Below are 15,773 nucleotides of genomic sequence, written 5' to 3' on the forward strand. Positions count from 1 at the left end.
GGAAAGTACCCTCGCACCCCTTATGAGCAGCGCTTTCCGTCCTTGGGCGGGGTGCCGTCCACGAGGTACGCGTTGATCGCGGAGTCGATGCAGTCGCTGCCGCGGCCGTACGCCGTGTGGCCGTCGCCCTCGTAGGTGAGGAGCGTGCCGGAGTCGAGCTGGCCGGCGAGGGCCTGTGCCCAGCGGTATGGGGTGGCCGGGTCGCGGGTCGTGCCGACGACGACGATCGGGGCGGCGCCCTTCGCCTCGATGCGGTGAGCCTCGCCGGTCGCCTTCACCGGCCAGTACGTGCAGTTCAGTGCCGCCCATGCGAGGCCGTCGCCGAAGACCGGGGACGCCTTCTCGAAGGACGGCAGGGCGGACTTCAGGTCATCGGGGCTCTTGAAGGACGGCGGCAGGTCGAGGCAGTTCACGGCCGCGTTGGCCGCCATCAGGTTCTCGTACGTGCCGTTGCTGTCGCGCTCGTAGTAGCTGTCGGAGAGGGCGAGCAGGCCCGCCCCGTCCTTGTTCTTGATCGCAGAGCTGAGCGCGGAGCGCAGCTGCGCCCACTGCCCCTCGTCGTACATTGCCGCGATCACGCCGGTCGTGGCGAGGGCCTCGCCGAGCTTGCGGCCCGAGGGGTCACCGGTGGGGATGGGGGTGCGGTCAAGGTCGGCGAAGAAGGCCTTGAGGCGCTTGCCCGCGTCGGCGACACTCCCGGTGCCCAGGGGGCAGTCGGAGCGCCGTACGCAGTCCTTCGCGAACGACTGGAACGCCGTCTCGAAGCCGGCCGTCTGGTCGCGGTTCATATCCTGCGCCGACAGGGACGGGTCCATCGCGCCGTCCAGGACGAGGCGGCCGACCCGCTCCGGATAGAGCCCCGCGTAGGTCGCCCCGAGGAATGTGCCGTACGAGGCCCCGACATAGTTGAGCTTGTCGTCGCCGAGCGCCGCGCGCAGGATGTCCATGTCGCGGGCCGCCTCGACCGTGGAGACGTGGGGCAGCACCTCGCCGGACTTCGTCTCGCAGCCGGCCGCGTACTTCGTGAAGGCCGCCGACAGTTCGTTCTTTTCCGCCTGGTCGTCGGGCGTGACGTCGGTCTGCGTGTACGCGTCCATCTGCTTGCCGTCGAGGCACTTGACCGGTTCGCTGCGGGCGACGCCGCGCGGGTCGACCGCGACCATGTCGTAGCGGGCGCGGACCGCCGCCGGGTAGCCGAGGGCGGCGTACGACTGGAGGTAGCCGATCGCCGAGCCGCCGGGCCCGCCGGGGTTGACCAGGAGCGAGCCGAGGCGCTTGCCCGGGCCGGTGGCCTTCTTGCGGGCCACCGCCAGCTTGACGTCACCGGCGTCCGGCTTCTCGTAGTTCAGCGGCGCCTTCATAGTGGTGCATTCGAAGCCAGGGACGCCGCACTCGCGCCAGGTCAGCGACTGCCCGTAGTAGGCCGACAGGTTGGCGGGGGTCGCCCTGGGCAGCGCGGCCAGCGAGACGTCCGCCGTCCGTGTGCTTCCCGAACTCCCTGGTGAGCAGGCGGACATGAGGAGTCCGGCGGCGGCGAGCAGGGTTCCACAGGCCCGGAGGCCTCGGACAGGGGAATGGTGACGCCTGAAGTACATCAGCCGAGCCTAACCGTCCGCGTTCGGCCAGTCGCGGTGTGTGGCCGCCGCGCCCCGTACGAGTTAATCGAATTAATAGAAGGTGTGTCAGCCCGCCCGCAGCGCCATCGTCATCGCCTCCACCGCGAGCAGCGGCGCCACGTTGCGGTCGAGCGCGTCACGGCATGCGGCGATCGCCTCGATGCGGCGGAGCGTGGCCTCGGGCGAGGCCGCGCGGGCGAGCCGCTCCAGGGTGTCCTGCGCCTCGGTGTTCGCGAGGGCCACGCGGGAGCCGAGCTGCAGGGCGAGTACATCGCGGTAGAAGCCCGTGAGGTCAGTGAGGGCCAGGTCGAGGCTGTCGCGCTGTGTACGCGTTCTACGGCGCTTCTGGCGGTCCTCCAGCTCCTTCATGGCACCGGCCGTGCCGCGCGGCATCCGGCCGCCGCTCTGCCCGCCGAGCGCCGCCTTCAGCTCCTCGGTCTCCTTGGTGTCGACCTCCTCGGCGAGCTGTTTGGTGTCCTCCGCCGCGGTGTCGATCAGCTCCTGGGCGGCCTTGAGGCACCCGCCGATGTCGTCGACACGCAGGGGCAGCCTCAGCACCGCCGCTCTGCGCGCCCGCGCGCGCGGGTCTGTGGCGAGGCGCCGCGCGCGGTCGATGTGGCCCTGCGTGGCGCGGGCCGCCTCGGCGGCGACGTCCGGCTCGATGCCGTCGCGTCGTACGAGCATGTCGGCCACCGCCTCGACCGCGGGCGTACGCAGCGTCAGGTGGCGGCAGCGGGAGCGGATCGTGGGCAGCACGTCTTCCAGGGAGGGCGCGCACAGCAGCCAGACGGTCCGCGGGGCGGGCTCCTCGACGGCCTTCAGAAGTACGTTCCCCGCGCCCTCCGTGAGGCGGTCCGCGTCCTCCAGGACGATGACCTGCCACCGGCCCACCGCAGGCGAGAGCTGTGCTCTGCGGACAAGCTCGCGGGTCTCCTTCACGCCGATGGAGAGCAGATCCGTACGGACGATCTGCACATCGGCATGCGTGCCCACGAGGCTGGTGTGACAGCCGTCGCAGAATCCGCAGCCGGGGGCTCCGCCCAGCGCCCGGTCCGGGCTGACGCACTGGAGCGCGGCGGCGAACGCGCGCGCCGCGGTCGCCCGCCCCGCTCCGGGCGGACCGGTGAAGAGCCAGGCGTGCGTCATCCTGGAGGCCTCGGGCGGCGGAGCGTTCGTCGCGTTGGCCGTGACGAGCGCGTCGGCGTCCCGCGCGGCGGCGTCGAGCTGTGCGGCCACGCGCTCCTGACCCACCAGGTCGTCCCATACGGGCATGGACTACCGCCTCACCGTCGAACTCCGGCACTTCGCTCTACCGGATTCATTGTGCGGGACGCCACTGACAACGCCGTCCGGCGACCGAGCCACTGGTCGATCCAGCCCTCGGTCGCCGGACGGCAACAGCTTCCGCGCGGTCGGCTCAGCGCCGGCCCCGGCGCCTGCCGCCCGCTCCTTCGTCGCTCTCACCGGCGTCGTCGTGCCCGCCGAGCAACTCGTCCGCCAGCGACGGCAGGTCGTCCAGCGGGGTCTCTTCCGCCCAGTCGGGCCTCGGCCGCTGTCGCGGTCGGCCGTCCTCGTCGACCTGGGGCAGTTCACGCGTACGGTCGTTCGACCCAGCACCGGCACCCGCTGACGGAGCCGACGCCTGGCGCTCATCACGGAAGTACCCCGGCGGAACCCGATCCGCCGGCCCACCGCCGGCAGCACCGGCACCGCCACCCACGGAGTCATCACGCACCGGCGGCAGCACCGCCGTCTCGTCGGCGGCCCCGCCCTGGTGCTGCGCGGGACGCGGCGGCACCGGCAGCTGAGTCGTCTCGTCGTTGTCCCCGCCCTGCCAAGCCCCACGCCCAGCCCTGGCGGCAGCGGTAGGACCGGCGTCAGAACCAGCCCCACCAGTCCCGGGATCCATACCGGCATCCCCGACCGGCGGCAGCACGGCCGACTCATCGGCCGCCCCGCCCGTGGGCTTCACCACAGGTGTGGGAACGGTGGTCTCGTTGTCGGCCACCGGATGCCCGGCAGCACTCGCGGACCCAGCCCCCGCCCCAGCGGCAGAGGCAGACGAGGCAGAGGCGGACTCGGCCGCCGCAGAAGCAGCCGCCGCAGATGCCGCCGCGAGCCGCCGTGCCTCCTCCGCCCGCAGCAGCGCCTCCTCCGCCTTGCGCTGCTTCTCCAGGCGCCGTTCCTCGGCCTCCGCGCGCAGGCGCGCCTCTTCCTCCGCCTGCCGGCGGCGGCGCTCCTCCTCGGCGGCCCGGGTCTGTTCCTCGGCGAGGAGCCTGGCGCGCTCCTCCTCGGCACGGCGCCGCGACTCCTCGGCGCGCTGCCGGGCCTCTTCGGCCTGGCGCTCGGCCTCGCGCCGCTGCGCCTCCTCCAGCTCGCGCTGCTTGCGCTCCTCCTCCTCGGCGCGCAGCTTGGCGAGCTGTTCCAGCCGCTCGCGCTCGACGCGCTCCTCCTCGGCCTTGCGGGCGGCCTCGGCCTCGGCCTTCCTGCGGGCCTCCTCCACGGCGGCCTTACGGGCCTCTTCCTGGGCCTTCACCTCGGCCTCGGAGAGCGGCAGCACCATGTCGAGCCGGTGCCGGACCACGGTCGTGACGGCTTCCGGCTCCTGGGCCGCGTCGACGACGAGGTAGCGGCCGGGGTCGGCGGCGGCGAGCGTGAGGAAACCTGAGCGCACGCGCGCGTGGAACTCGGCCGGCTCCGATTCGAGCCGGTCGGGCGCCTCTGTGAACCGCTCGCGGGCCGCCTGCGGGTCGACGTCGAGCAGGACGGTCAGATGCGGTACGAGTCCGCCGGTCGCCCAGCGGTTGATGCGGGCGACCTCGGTCGGCGACAGGTCGCGGCCGGCGCCCTGGTAGGCGACGGACGAGTCGATGTAGCGGTCGGAGATGACGACGGCGCCGCGTTCGAGGGCGGGCCGTACGACGGTGTCCACGTGCTCCGCACGGTCGGCGGCGTACAGGAGGGCCTCGGCGCGGTGCGAGAGGCCTGCCGATGACACGTCGAGGAGGATCGAGCGCAGCCGCTTGCCGACCGGGGTCGCGCCGGGCTCGCGCGTGACGACGACCTCGTGCCCCTTGCCGCGGATCCACTCGGCGAGCGCCTCGGCCTGGGTCGACTTCCCGGCGCCGTCGCCGCCCTCCAGGGCGATGAAGAAGCCGGTGGTTGCGGGGGCCTGCGCCGGGTCGTTCCCACCGAGCAGCGCGTCGCGCAGGTCGTGCCGCAGGGGCACTCCGCTGCGGTCGTCGGCCTTGGCGAGTACGAGGGCGGCCACGGGCAGCAGCAGGGCACCGACGAGCATCAGCGTGAAGGCGGCGCCGCCGTGCGCGAACACGAACTTGCCGTTGACCAGCCGGTGCGGGCCGATCGCGGCCGCGAGCAGGGGCGCCGCTACGGCGGCGACCGCGATGGACACCCGTACGACCGCCTGGAGGTGCTCGGTCGTGCGGGCTCGCCGGTAGTCCTCGGACTCCTGGTCGAGGAGCGTGTGCCCGGTGTTGGCAGCGATGCCCGCGGTGACGCCGGCGAGGGTGACGATCAGCAGCACGCTCGTGACGTCCGGGACCAGGCCCGCGGCGAGCAGGGCGATGCCGGTCAGGGCGATCGCGAGCGCGAGGAGCCTGCGGCGCGACAGCGACGGCAGCACGGAGGGCGCCGAGCGGATGCCGATGACAGTGCCGCCGGTGAGGCCGAGCACGAGCAGCCCGAAGGTCACCGGTCCACCGGACAGGTCCTTGGCGTGCAGCACGGAGACGGCGACGGCCGCCGAGATCGCGGCGGCGACGGCGGCGCAGGCGAGGACGAGGAGCGGGATGGCGCCCGTGCGGCCCTTGTCGACGCCGCTGCCGGTCTTGGGGCGGCGCATGCCCTCGAGCGGCGACCGCGCGCGCTGGGTCTGTGTGTCGGGCAGTTCGAGGAAGAAGACGACGGACAGCGAGGCGGCGAACAGGCCGGCCGCCACGTAGGAGGCGAGTGCGGCCTGGTGCAGGCCGAACCAGTCGACCCCGGCCCCGATCAGATTCCCCACGAGGGTGACGGCGACGAGCGCGGCGGCCGCGACGGGCAGCGCCACGAATCCGGTGCGCAGGGAGAGGCGCCGCAGCGCGTCCATGTGGTCGGGCAGCGGGCGTACGGCCGCGCCTTCGAGGGGCGGCGCGGGCAGCAGCGCGGGCGCCGCGCTCTCGCGCGACACGGTCCAGAAGCGCTCGGCGACGCCGACGACGAAGGCGGTGACGAGCAGGACCGCCAGCGCGTTGTCCGGGGTCCAGTCGATCCACAGGGGCGCGACGATGAGGAGCGCGGCCCGCACGCCGTCCGCGCCGACCATGGTCCAGCGCCGGTCCAGGGGACCGTCCGTGGAGGTCAGCGAGGTGAGCGGGCCGAGGAGTACGGCCCCGAAGAGCAGCGTCGACAGGACGCGCGCGCCGAACACGGCGGCGACGGCGAAGGCCACGCCCCGGTACCCGCCCCCGAACGAGCCCTCGGAGACTGCTGTCTGAAGGGCCAGCACCACGAGCACGAGGAGCCCGAGTGCGTCACCGATGCCGCCCACGAGCTGGGCGCTCCACAGTCGTTTCAGCTGCGGCACGCGCAGCAGGGCGCGGACGGCGCGCTCCCGGGAATCTGCGACCAGGGCGTCGTCGGGGGCCGGATTCTGGGCCGTTGGCTGCTCGGCTCGCATCATTCGTCCAGCCTATCCGGACCCACTGACTCCCCGAGGGTCCACCCGAACATACGGCCGCTGGGGCACTCGCCCCGGCGGCCGTACGACATTCACGCGCGCGTGCACACTGCCGTGTGCACGCTCCTCCGTAGAAGGACCTCAGTAGAGGACCACCGAAGGATGACTACTCCTCCGTAGAGGTCGACTTCGAAGCCGTCGCCTTCTTGGCCGTCGTCTTCTTCGCGGCGGTCGTCTTCTTGGCAGCCGTCGTCTTCGAAGCGGCGGTCTTCTTGGCAGCCGTCTTCTTGGCGGGCGCCTTCTTCGCCGGAGCCTTCTTCGCGGCCTTCTTGGCCGTCTTCTTGGCGGGGCCCTTCGCCCGCTTCTCGGCGAGCAGTTCGTAGCCGCGCTCGGGCGTGATCTCCTCGACCGAGTCGGACGACCTGAGCGTCGCGTTCGTCTCGCCGTCCGTGACGTACGCGCCGAAGCGGCCGTCCTTGACGACGACGGGCTTCCCGCTGACCGGGTCCTCGCCGAGCTCCTTCAGCGGCGGCTTGGCGGCCGCGCGCCCGCGCTGCTTGGGCTGCGCGTAAATCGCGAGAGCCTCTTCCAGCGTGATGGCGAAGAGCTGCTCCTCGGTCTCCAGGGAGCGCGAGTCGGTGCCCTTCTTCAGGTACGGCCCGTACCGCCCGTTCTGCGCGGTGATCTCGACGCCCTCGGCGTCGGCGCCGACCACGCGCGGCAGGGACATCAGCTTGAGGGCGTCGTCCAGGGTGACCGTGTCGATGGACATCGACTTGAAGAGCGACGCCGTACGCGGCTTGACCGCGTTCTTGCCGGTCTTCGGGGTGCCCTCGGGGAGCACCTCGGTGACGTACGGACCGTAGCGTCCGTCCTTCGCGATGATCTGGTTCCCGGAGACGGGGTCGGCGCCGAGCTCGAAGTCGCCGCTCGGCTTGGCGAGCAGCTCCTCCGCGTGCTCGACGGTGAGCTCGTCCGGAGCGAGGTCCTCCGGCACGTCCGCGCGCTGGTGGTTCTCGGAGTCGCGCTCGCCGCGCTCGACGTACGGGCCGTAGCGGCCGACGCGCAGGACGATGCCTTCGCCGACGGGGAACGACGACACCTCGCGGGCGTCGATCGCGCCCAGGTCGGTGACGAGCTCCTTGAGGCCGCCGAGGTGGTCGCCGTCGCCGTTGCCCGCTTCGGCGGCGCCTCCGGAGCCCTCGCCCTCACCGAAGTAGAAGCGCCGCAGCCACGGCACTGCCTGGGCCTCACCGCGGGCGATGCGGTCGAGGTCGTCCTCCATCCGGGCGGTGAAGTCGTAGTCGACGAGCCGCCCGAAGTGCTTCTCCAGGAGGTTGACCACGGCGAAGGACAGGAAGGAGGGCACAAGAGCCGTCCCCTTCTTGAACACATAGCCGCGGTCGAGAATGGTCCCGATGATCGACGCGTACGTCGACGGGCGGCCGATCTCGCGCTCTTCGAGCTCCTTGACCAGGCTGGCCTCGGTGTAGCGGGCCGGCGGCTTGGTCGCGTGACCGTCGACCGTCATCTCCTCGGCGGACAGCGCGTCTCCCTCGGAGACCTGCGGCAGCCGGCGCTCACGGTCGTCGAGCTCGGCGTTCGGGTCGTCCGCGCCCTCGACATAGGCCTTGAGGAAGCCGTGGAAGGTGATCGTCTTGCCGGAGGCGGAGAACTCGGCGTTACGGCCGTCGGCGGAGGTGCCGCCGATCTTGACCGTGACGGAGTTACCGACCGCGTCCTTCATCTGGGAGGCCACGGTCCGCTTCCAGATCAGCTCGTAGAGCCGGAACTGGTCGCCGGTCAGGCCGGTCTCGGCGGGCGTGCGGAAACGATCACCCGACGGACGGATCGCCTCGTGCGCCTCCTGCGCGTTCTTGACCTTGCCGGCGTACGTGCGCGGCTTGTCCGGCAGGTAGTCGGCGCCGTACAGCTGCGTGACCTGCGCACGGGCGGCCGAGACCGCCGTGTCGGACAGGGTCGTGGAGTCCGTACGCATATAGGTGATGAAGCCGTTCTCGTACAGCTTCTGGGCCACCTGCATCGTGGCCTTCGCGCCGAAGCCGAGCTTGCGGCTCGCCTCCTGCTGGAGCGTCGTCGTGCGGAACGGGGCGTACGGCGAGCGGCGGTACGGCTTCGACTCGACGGACCGTACGGCGAAGTTCGTGTTCTCCAGGGCGGCGGCGAGCGCGCGGGCGTTCGTCTCGTCCAGGGCCAGCACGTTCGCCGACTTCAGCCGGCCGACCGAGTCAAAGTCGCGGCCCTGCGCGATGCGCTTGCCGTCGACCGCGCTCAGGCGGGCCACGAGGTTCGACGGGTCGCTGGCGTCGCCGGAGCGGCCGGTCGCGAAGGTGCCGGTCAGGTCCCAGTACTCGGCGGAGCGGAAGGCGATGCGCTCGCGCTCCCGCTCGACGACGAGGCGGGTGGCCACCGACTGGACACGGCCCGCCGACAGCTTCGGCATGACCTTCTTCCACAGGACCGGCGAGACCTCGTAGCCGTAGAGGCGGTCGAGGATGCGGCGGGTCTCCTGGGCGTCGACCATGCGCTGGTTGAGCTCGCGCGGGTTGGCGACGGCGCTGCGGATCGCGTCCTTGGTGATCTCGTGGAAGACCATGCGGTGGACGGGGACCTTGGGCTTCAGGACCTCGAGGAGGTGCCACGCGATGGCTTCGCCCTCGCGGTCCTCATCGGTGGCGAGGAAGAGTTCGTCGGAGTCCTTCAGCAGGTCCTTGAGCTTCTTGACCTGGGCCTTCTTGTCAGCATTGACCACATAGATCGGCTGGAAGTCGTGTTCGACGTCCACACCGAGCCGGCGCACCTCGCCGGTGTACTTCTCGGGCACCTCGGCGGCGCCGCTCGGGAGGTCGCGGATGTGCCCGACGCTCGCTTCGACGACGTATCCAGGGCCGAGGTAGCCCTTGATCGTCTTCGCCTTGGCAGGCGACTCGACGATGACGAGTCGGCGGCCGCCGTGTGCGGTCTCGCTGGTCGGGGACAACTTCGCTCTTCTCTCCGGTCGGCACTGGGGATCCCCCGCGCCCTCGGGACATGGGGGTCGGCACTGCGGTACGTGCGGTGTCGCTGCGGAGTGTGACGGTACCTCCCGCCCCCGTGTCAAACGGGAAAAGCCCGCAACGGCCACTCGAACGGTAACCCGACTACCGACGATCCTGCCGCCCGGAGTGCCCACAGGGTGTCCGGGACGTCCACCGGGCCCTCACTCGGGACACCCCCTGCGGGACGCCGCTCAGAACCGGCCGAAGCACCACACCCCGAGTACCAGGGAGGCCACTGCGGCCAGGGTGGCGAGGGTCGCCGATGCGACGGGGTTCACACCGTCGGCGACGGGTGCGCGGTGCATGACACGCACCCCGGTCCACAGCAGCAGTCCTGCCCCGAACAGCGTGAACACGGTCCCGGCGAAGATCGCTGGTCCGCTCTCCATAGCTTTTCCTCCCGGTGCTGGGTCCCCAGGCCGGTGAGGCTGACACGCGTGGGAGACGACAGGACGAACCCCGGGTGAACGACCGCCGCGCATGCCTTTGGCAACGATGTCGCGGGGCACCACCGGAGATCTTTTGAGGCCTCTCGGAAGATCTTCGGAGTCCTACCTGAGATCTTCCGAGAGACCTCCCGAGATCTTCGGGGGAGAAAAGCGGAATCGCCTCAGCCCCGCGCGTCAGACCTGAGCCGGCTCCAGGAACCCCTGCTCGACGAGCATCCTGATCTGCGCGGGTGTGCGGTCCCGCAGCAAGACCGGGTCCTCCCCGACCAGTTGCGCGATGGCGTCGAGGATCCGGCCGGCGCTGAGCGTGCCGTCGCAGACGCCTGCGAACCCGGCGCCGATCGTGTCCACCTTCGTGGCCCGGCGCATCCCGCGGTGCTGGCGCAGCACCACATGCTCCGGGTCCTCGGCCCCCGGCAGCCCGACCTGCTCCTGCACGACCTCGCCCGCGAGCTTGAAGTGGGCGCCGAGCAGGGCGGCGTCGTCGTGCGTGCGCAGATAGTCGAGGCGCTCGAAGTGCGCCCGCACCGTGTCCCCGAGGGGTTGTTCGACGGAGTGCGGCCACTCCTCCACCGTGACGGACGGCTCGACGCCCTCCGGCGCCTTGCGCAGCGTGATCCAGCCGAATCCGACGCCACGCACCTTTCGTGCCTCGAACTCGTCGAGCCACGCGTCGTACAGCGCCGCGTACTCCGCCGGATCCGTGCGGTGATCGCCGGCGTCCCGCAGCCACAACTCGGCGTACTGCGTGATGTCCTGCACCTCGCGCTGCACGACCCATGCGTCGCACCCGCGCGGCACCCAGGACCGGAGCCGGTCGGTCCACTCCTCCCCGTCGATGTGCTGCCAGTTGGCGAGAAACTGCGCGTACCCGCCCTCGTTCAGTCGTGCCCCCGCCTCCTGAACGAGCGTGCGGCACAGATCGTCCCCGGCCATCCCGCCGTCCCGATACGTCAGCCGCGCACCCGGCGAGATGACGAAGGGCGGATTCGACACGATCAGGTCGTACGTCTCGTCGCCCACGGGCTCGAACAGCGAGCCTTCGTGCAGGTCCGCGGGGCCCGCGCCGGAGAGGGCGAGGGTCAGCGCCGTCATGTGGAGGGCGCGGGGGTTGAGGTCGGTGGCGACGACACGCGTGGCGTGCCGGGTGGCGTGCAGGGCCTGGATCCCGGAGCCCGTACCGAGGTCGAGGGCGCTCTCCACGGGCGTACGCACGGTGATTCCGGACAGCGTCGTGGACGCGCCGCCGACGCCCAGGACGACGCCCTCGGCGCGGCTGCCGATGCCTCCGGCGCCGCCGACGGCGCACCCGAGGTCGGACACGATGAACCAGTCCTCGCCGTCGGGCCCTCCGTACGGCCGTACGTCGACGGCCGCGGCGACCTCGTCATCGCCGGCGCGCGTCAGCCACCCGGTCTCCAGGCACTCCTCGACGGGCAGAACGGCCGCCACGCGCGCGTACTCCGCGGGCTGCTGCAACAGGAACAGCCGTACGAGCGTCTCCAGCGGGCTGTCCCCGCGGGTCGCCCGCAGGGCGGGGACGGTCTCGCTCCGCGCGAGCGCCGTGTAGGCCGGCGCCCCGAGCAGCTCGAGCAGGCCGTCGGCGGTGAACTCGGCCCCCAGCAGGGACTCACGCAGCCGGGCGGCGACATCGTCACGGTCAGTGGACGGCAACTTGGACAGACTGGAGCTACTCACGCCCCCATTGTCACCCCGGACCCCGGATGGCCACCCACATACGACGTGTCCCCGGGCACCGCGTGAAGACGGCACCGGGGACACGAGCAAAAAACGTCAGCGCACTGAGGCAGCCCGCGTGGAGCAGGCTCGCGTGGAGCAGGCTTCCGGAGCGGGTTCACCCGGAGCCGGCTCCCGATGCCGGCCCACCCGGGCCGGCATCCGGAATCAGCTCACCTGCGTCAGCTCTTGGAGGGAGCCGGGGAAGCGGACGCGCTCTTGCAGCTGTCCTGCTTCGCCATCGCCTTGCCGACGTCGCCCTCCTCCAGCTTCTTGAGCGCGTCGCTCCCGCTCTGGCTCAGCTTGTCGAGCTCGCCCGCGATGCCCTTGAGGCCGTCGGCGAACTTCGCCTGGTCCTTGGTGTCGAGCTTGTCGACCTGCTTCTTCAGATCCGCGTACGAGGCCGAGATCCCGTTGAGCTCCTTGACCGCGTCCTTCTGCTTCTTGTCGCCGCCGTCGACCGGCGGGGCGCCCGCGTTGTCCACGGCCGAACCGATCGCCTTGTAGGCGTCGGACATGTCCTGGAAGGCCTGCGAGTCGGTGCTCTGGACGTCTGCGGGCTTGCTGTTGTCCGACGTCTCCTTCTGGATCGCGGCGTTGGCGTTCTCGATCTTCTTGGCCTGCGGCTGGACCGCGTCACAGACCGTCTTGGCCCAGGAGTCCAGCTTCTCGTTGCCGTCGTCGCTGCTGCATCCCGACAGCGCAAGCACCAGTACCGCACCGCTGGACAGTGCGGCTGCAAGCTTCTTGTTCACCGGATTGGTCCCTTCCATGGCTCTCGGCCCCGGAACATACACGCCAAGTGGGCGACAATCGCATGCCGGACGTCCGCTATGGATGCTTTATCGGCTTTTTGCAGCCATTTGCACCAAGAGAGATAAGCCTCACTGAAGGGCCGTCACCTGACACGGGCGGGCGGGCAGCGCGTCAATACGCGCTGCCCGCCCGCCCGTTGAGCTTGCGGCCGTACCTGACCAGGTGAAACCCAAGGTCAGGAAACCACCGCCGGGTCCGCCGGCTGCTTCGGTACGTGGTCGGAGTTGTCGTCGTCGCCGACCGTGATGCCGCGCCTCTTGGAGACATAAACGGAACCGACGATCACGCCGATCGACAGCACGGCGACGACGATCCGTACGCCCAGGCTCGCGTCCGCCCCGTAGCTGAACTTGACGACCGCGGGCGCGATGAGGAGCGCCACCAGGTTCATCACCTTCAGCAGCGGGTTGATCGCGGGCCCGGCCGTGTCCTTGAACGGGTCGCCGACCGTGTCGCCGATGACGGTCGCGGCGTGGGCCTCACTGCCCTTGCCGCCGAAGTGCCCGTCTTCGACGAGCTTCTTCGCGTTGTCCCACGCGCCACCGGAGTTGGCGAGGAAGACCGCCATCAGCGTCCCGGTGCCGATCGCGCCGGCAAGGAACGAACCGAGGGCACCGACGCCGAGCGTGAAGCCGATCGCGATGGGCGCGAGAACGGCGAGTAGACCCGGCGTGGCCAACTCCCGCAGCGCGTCCTTCGTACAGATGTCGACGACGCGCCCGTACTCCGGCGTCTCCGTGTAGTCCATGATCCCGGGGTGTTCGCGGAACTGCCGCCGCACCTCGTAGACCACGGCACCCGCGGACCGCGACACCGCGTTGATCGCGAGCCCGGAGAAGAGGAACACGACCGCCGCGCCGGCGATCAGGCCCACCAGGTTGTTGGGCTGCGAGATGTCCATCACGAGGTTCATCGGGCCGCCGTCGCCGACCTTCTCGCCGACGTCCTGGGCGGCGGAGACGATCGCGTCACGGTAGGACCCGAAGAGCGCCGAGGCCGCCAGTACAGCCGTGGCGATGGCGATTCCCTTGGTGATGGCCTTGGTCGTGTTGCCCACGGCGTCCAGGTCGGTGAGGACCTGCGCACCCGATCCCGTCACATCGCCGGACATCTCGGCGATGCCCTGCGCGTTGTCGGAGACGGGCCCGAAGGTGTCCATGGCGACGATGACGCCGACCGTGGTCAGCAGGCCCGTGCCCGCGAGGGCGACGGCGAACAGCGCCAGCATGATCGACGTGCCGCCGAGCAGGAACGCCCCGTACACGCCGAGACCGATCAACAGGGCGGTGTAGACGGCCGATTCGAGGCCGACGGAGATTCCGGCGAGCACGACGGTGGCGGGTCCGGTGAGCGACGACTTGCCGATGTCGCGCACCGGGCGCCGGCTGGTCTCGGTGAAGTAGCCCGTGAGCTGCTGGATCAGCGCGGCAAGCACGATGCCGATCGCCACGGCGACGAGGGCCAGGATCCGCGGATCGCCGTCCTTCACCTTGATCGCCGCGTCGGTGATGCCGTTGAGCTCGGCATACGTCCCCGGCAAATAGGTGTAGACGGCTACGGCCACAAGGGCGAGCGAGATGACCGCGGAGATGAAGAACCCGCGGTTGATGGCACTCATGCCGCTGCGGTCGGACCGGCGCGGCGCTACGGCGAAGATGCCGATCATCGCCGTCACTACGCCGATCGCGGGAACGATCAGCGGGAAGGCGAGCCCGGAGTCGCCGAAGGCCACCTTGCCGAGGATCAGCGCGGCGACCAGCGTGACGGCGTACGACTCGAAGAGGTCGGCGGCCATACCGGCGCAGTCGCCGACGTTGTCGCCCACGTTGTCGGCGATGGTCGCGGCATTACGCGGATCATCCTCCGGAATGCCCTTTTCGACCTTGCCGACCAGGTCGGCGCCGACGTCGGCGGCCTTGGTGAAGATGCCGCCTCCGACACGCATGAACATCGCGATGAGCGCCGCACCGAGGCCAAATCCTTCGAGGACCTTGGGCGCGTCGGCCGCGTAGACCAGCACGACACAGGAGGCGCCGAGCAGGCCCAGCCCCACCGTGAACATGCCGACTACGCCACCCGTGCGAAAAGCGATCTTCATGGCCTTGTGCGAGACAACGGTGAGATCCTTTTCCGGCTCGCCTTCCGCCGGGGTGGCCTCCCTGGCCGCGGCGGCGACGCGCACATTGCTGCGCACCGCCAGCCACATTCCGATGTATCCGGTGGTGGCCGAGAACACCGCGCCGATCAAGAAGAAGATCGAGCGCCCGGCTCGCTGATTCCAATCGTCCGCGGGCAGCAGCATGAGCAGGAAGAACACCACGACGGCGAATACCGCGAGGGTCCGCAGCTGCCGCCCGAGATAGGCATTCGCGCCTTCCTGGACCGCTGCCGCGATCTTCTTCATGCTGTCGGTGCCCTCGCCTGCCGCCAGCACCTGGCGTACGAGCACTGCGGCCACCACGAGGGCGGCGAGCGCGACGATGCCGATCACCATGACGATGAGCCGGTTGTCGTCGGTCAGGACCGCGGCTGCGAAGGTTGAGGGGTGGTCAAACGCTTGAGGGGTAGAAAGCCCCGCCATTCGTCCTCCTTGACGCTTGGGCTGAGCTCAAGATGTGGACGGATTGTAGGGAGCGGCGCCTGATCAAAACAGTGCGCGAGAAACGGAATTTGCCATCCGTTACTACCCGGCAAATGATCGTCCAACACGATGGGCGCACAAGAAGCAGTAATGCCCTGAAAGCATTGAGGCTTGATCCAATTATGATCGACGATCTAGGGAATGCAAATAGGCCCTGCTCACCGGGGTGAAGGCAGGGCCTGGAACCAGAAACGATCACATGGGGGCAGCGTCGAGCGGAGCCACGGACGGGCGAATCAGGGGGCGTTGCGTGGACGCCGGGTGGACCGCGTCAAGACGGAAGAGTCGCCGGCGTGGTCGGCCAAGTCATCCGAATGAGTCCACCGGACTCGTCCGCAGTGACCTCCACATCGTCGACAAGGCCACTGATGACGGCGAGGCCCATGTCGTCCTCGCCCTCCGCCGCCAGATCGTCCGCCCCGCCGGGCGCGCCGGACGACTGCTCGCCGGGAACGCTCCGCGGAGCCTCGTCCCCGACCTCGATGGAGAACTGCTTCTCCTCCTCAGTGAGAAGGACCCGAACGGGTGCAGTGATACCGCTGCTCCGGTGAAGACCGACGGCGCGGCTGCAGGCCTCGCCGACAGCGAGCCTGACCTCGTCGAGCACGGCCTCGTCCACTCCGGCCCTGCGCGCCACCGCGGCCGCCACCAGACGGGCGGTCCTGACATGCTCGGGCTGCGCACTGAATCGGAGTTCGACGGTGGCCATGCATCCCCCTCGGATGTACGGGCGTGCTCTGAAGGGACCGGGCCATCGGCCCGGCCCCCACTTCCGCT

Annotated in this window: 9 protein-coding genes; all 9 read right to left on the minus strand. The window is 70.3% G+C overall.

Going from position 1 to position 15,773, the window contains the following annotated elements; all coding sequences use genetic code 11:
* Positions 1–20: 20 nt before the first annotated feature.
* The 9 genes from OG574_RS22880 to OG574_RS22920 all read right to left on the minus strand — a co-directional run bounded on the left by OG574_RS22880 (position 21) and on the right by OG574_RS22920 (position 15,705).
* Complete coding sequence (locus OG574_RS22880; protein ID WP_326774735.1) at positions 21–1,595, minus strand: alpha/beta hydrolase; 1,575 nt, start codon at positions 1,593–1,595, stop codon at positions 21–23.
* 87 nt (positions 1,596–1,682) lie between these two features.
* Entirely contained in the window at positions 1,683–2,888 is a 1,206-nt protein-coding gene (locus OG574_RS22885) for a DNA polymerase III subunit delta' (protein ID WP_326774736.1), read from the minus strand.
* Between the two features lie 145 nt (positions 2,889–3,033).
* Positions 3,034–6,297: a dTMP kinase gene (gene tmk, locus OG574_RS22890; protein ID WP_326774737.1), complete on the minus strand. Its 3,264-nt coding sequence runs from the start codon at positions 6,295–6,297 to the stop codon at positions 3,034–3,036.
* A gap of 163 nt (positions 6,298–6,460) precedes the next feature.
* Positions 6,461–9,295 (minus strand): type I DNA topoisomerase, encoded by a 2,835-nt coding sequence (gene topA / locus OG574_RS22895; RefSeq protein WP_326774738.1) that lies wholly within the window; start codon positions 9,293–9,295, stop codon positions 6,461–6,463.
* Positions 9,296–9,544: 249 nt separating this feature from the next.
* Entirely contained in the window at positions 9,545–9,742 is a 198-nt protein-coding gene (locus tag OG574_RS22900) for a hypothetical protein (protein ID WP_100597665.1), read from the minus strand.
* Between the two features lie 234 nt (positions 9,743–9,976).
* Positions 9,977–11,500, minus strand: coding sequence for a class I SAM-dependent methyltransferase (locus OG574_RS22905; RefSeq protein WP_326774739.1), 1,524 nt, complete (start codon positions 11,498–11,500; stop codon positions 9,977–9,979).
* Between the two features lie 221 nt (positions 11,501–11,721).
* On the minus strand, positions 11,722–12,312 hold the full coding sequence (locus OG574_RS22910) for a small secreted protein (protein WP_100597663.1): 591 nt from the start codon (positions 12,310–12,312) through the stop codon (positions 11,722–11,724).
* Between the two features lie 218 nt (positions 12,313–12,530).
* On the minus strand, positions 12,531–14,936 hold the full coding sequence (locus OG574_RS22915; protein ID WP_326774740.1) for a sodium-translocating pyrophosphatase: 2,406 nt from the start codon (positions 14,934–14,936) through the stop codon (positions 12,531–12,533).
* Between the two features lie 331 nt (positions 14,937–15,267).
* The gene (locus tag OG574_RS22920) at positions 15,268–15,705 is read right to left on the minus strand and encodes an ATP-binding protein (RefSeq protein ID WP_326774741.1); all 438 of its coding nucleotides are present in this window, start codon (positions 15,703–15,705) and stop codon (positions 15,268–15,270) included.
* Positions 15,706–15,773 lie beyond the last annotated feature (68 nt).

It is taken from the genome of Streptomyces sp. NBC_01445, from assembly GCF_035918235.1.
Taxonomy (GTDB): domain Bacteria; phylum Actinomycetota; class Actinomycetes; order Streptomycetales; family Streptomycetaceae; genus Streptomyces.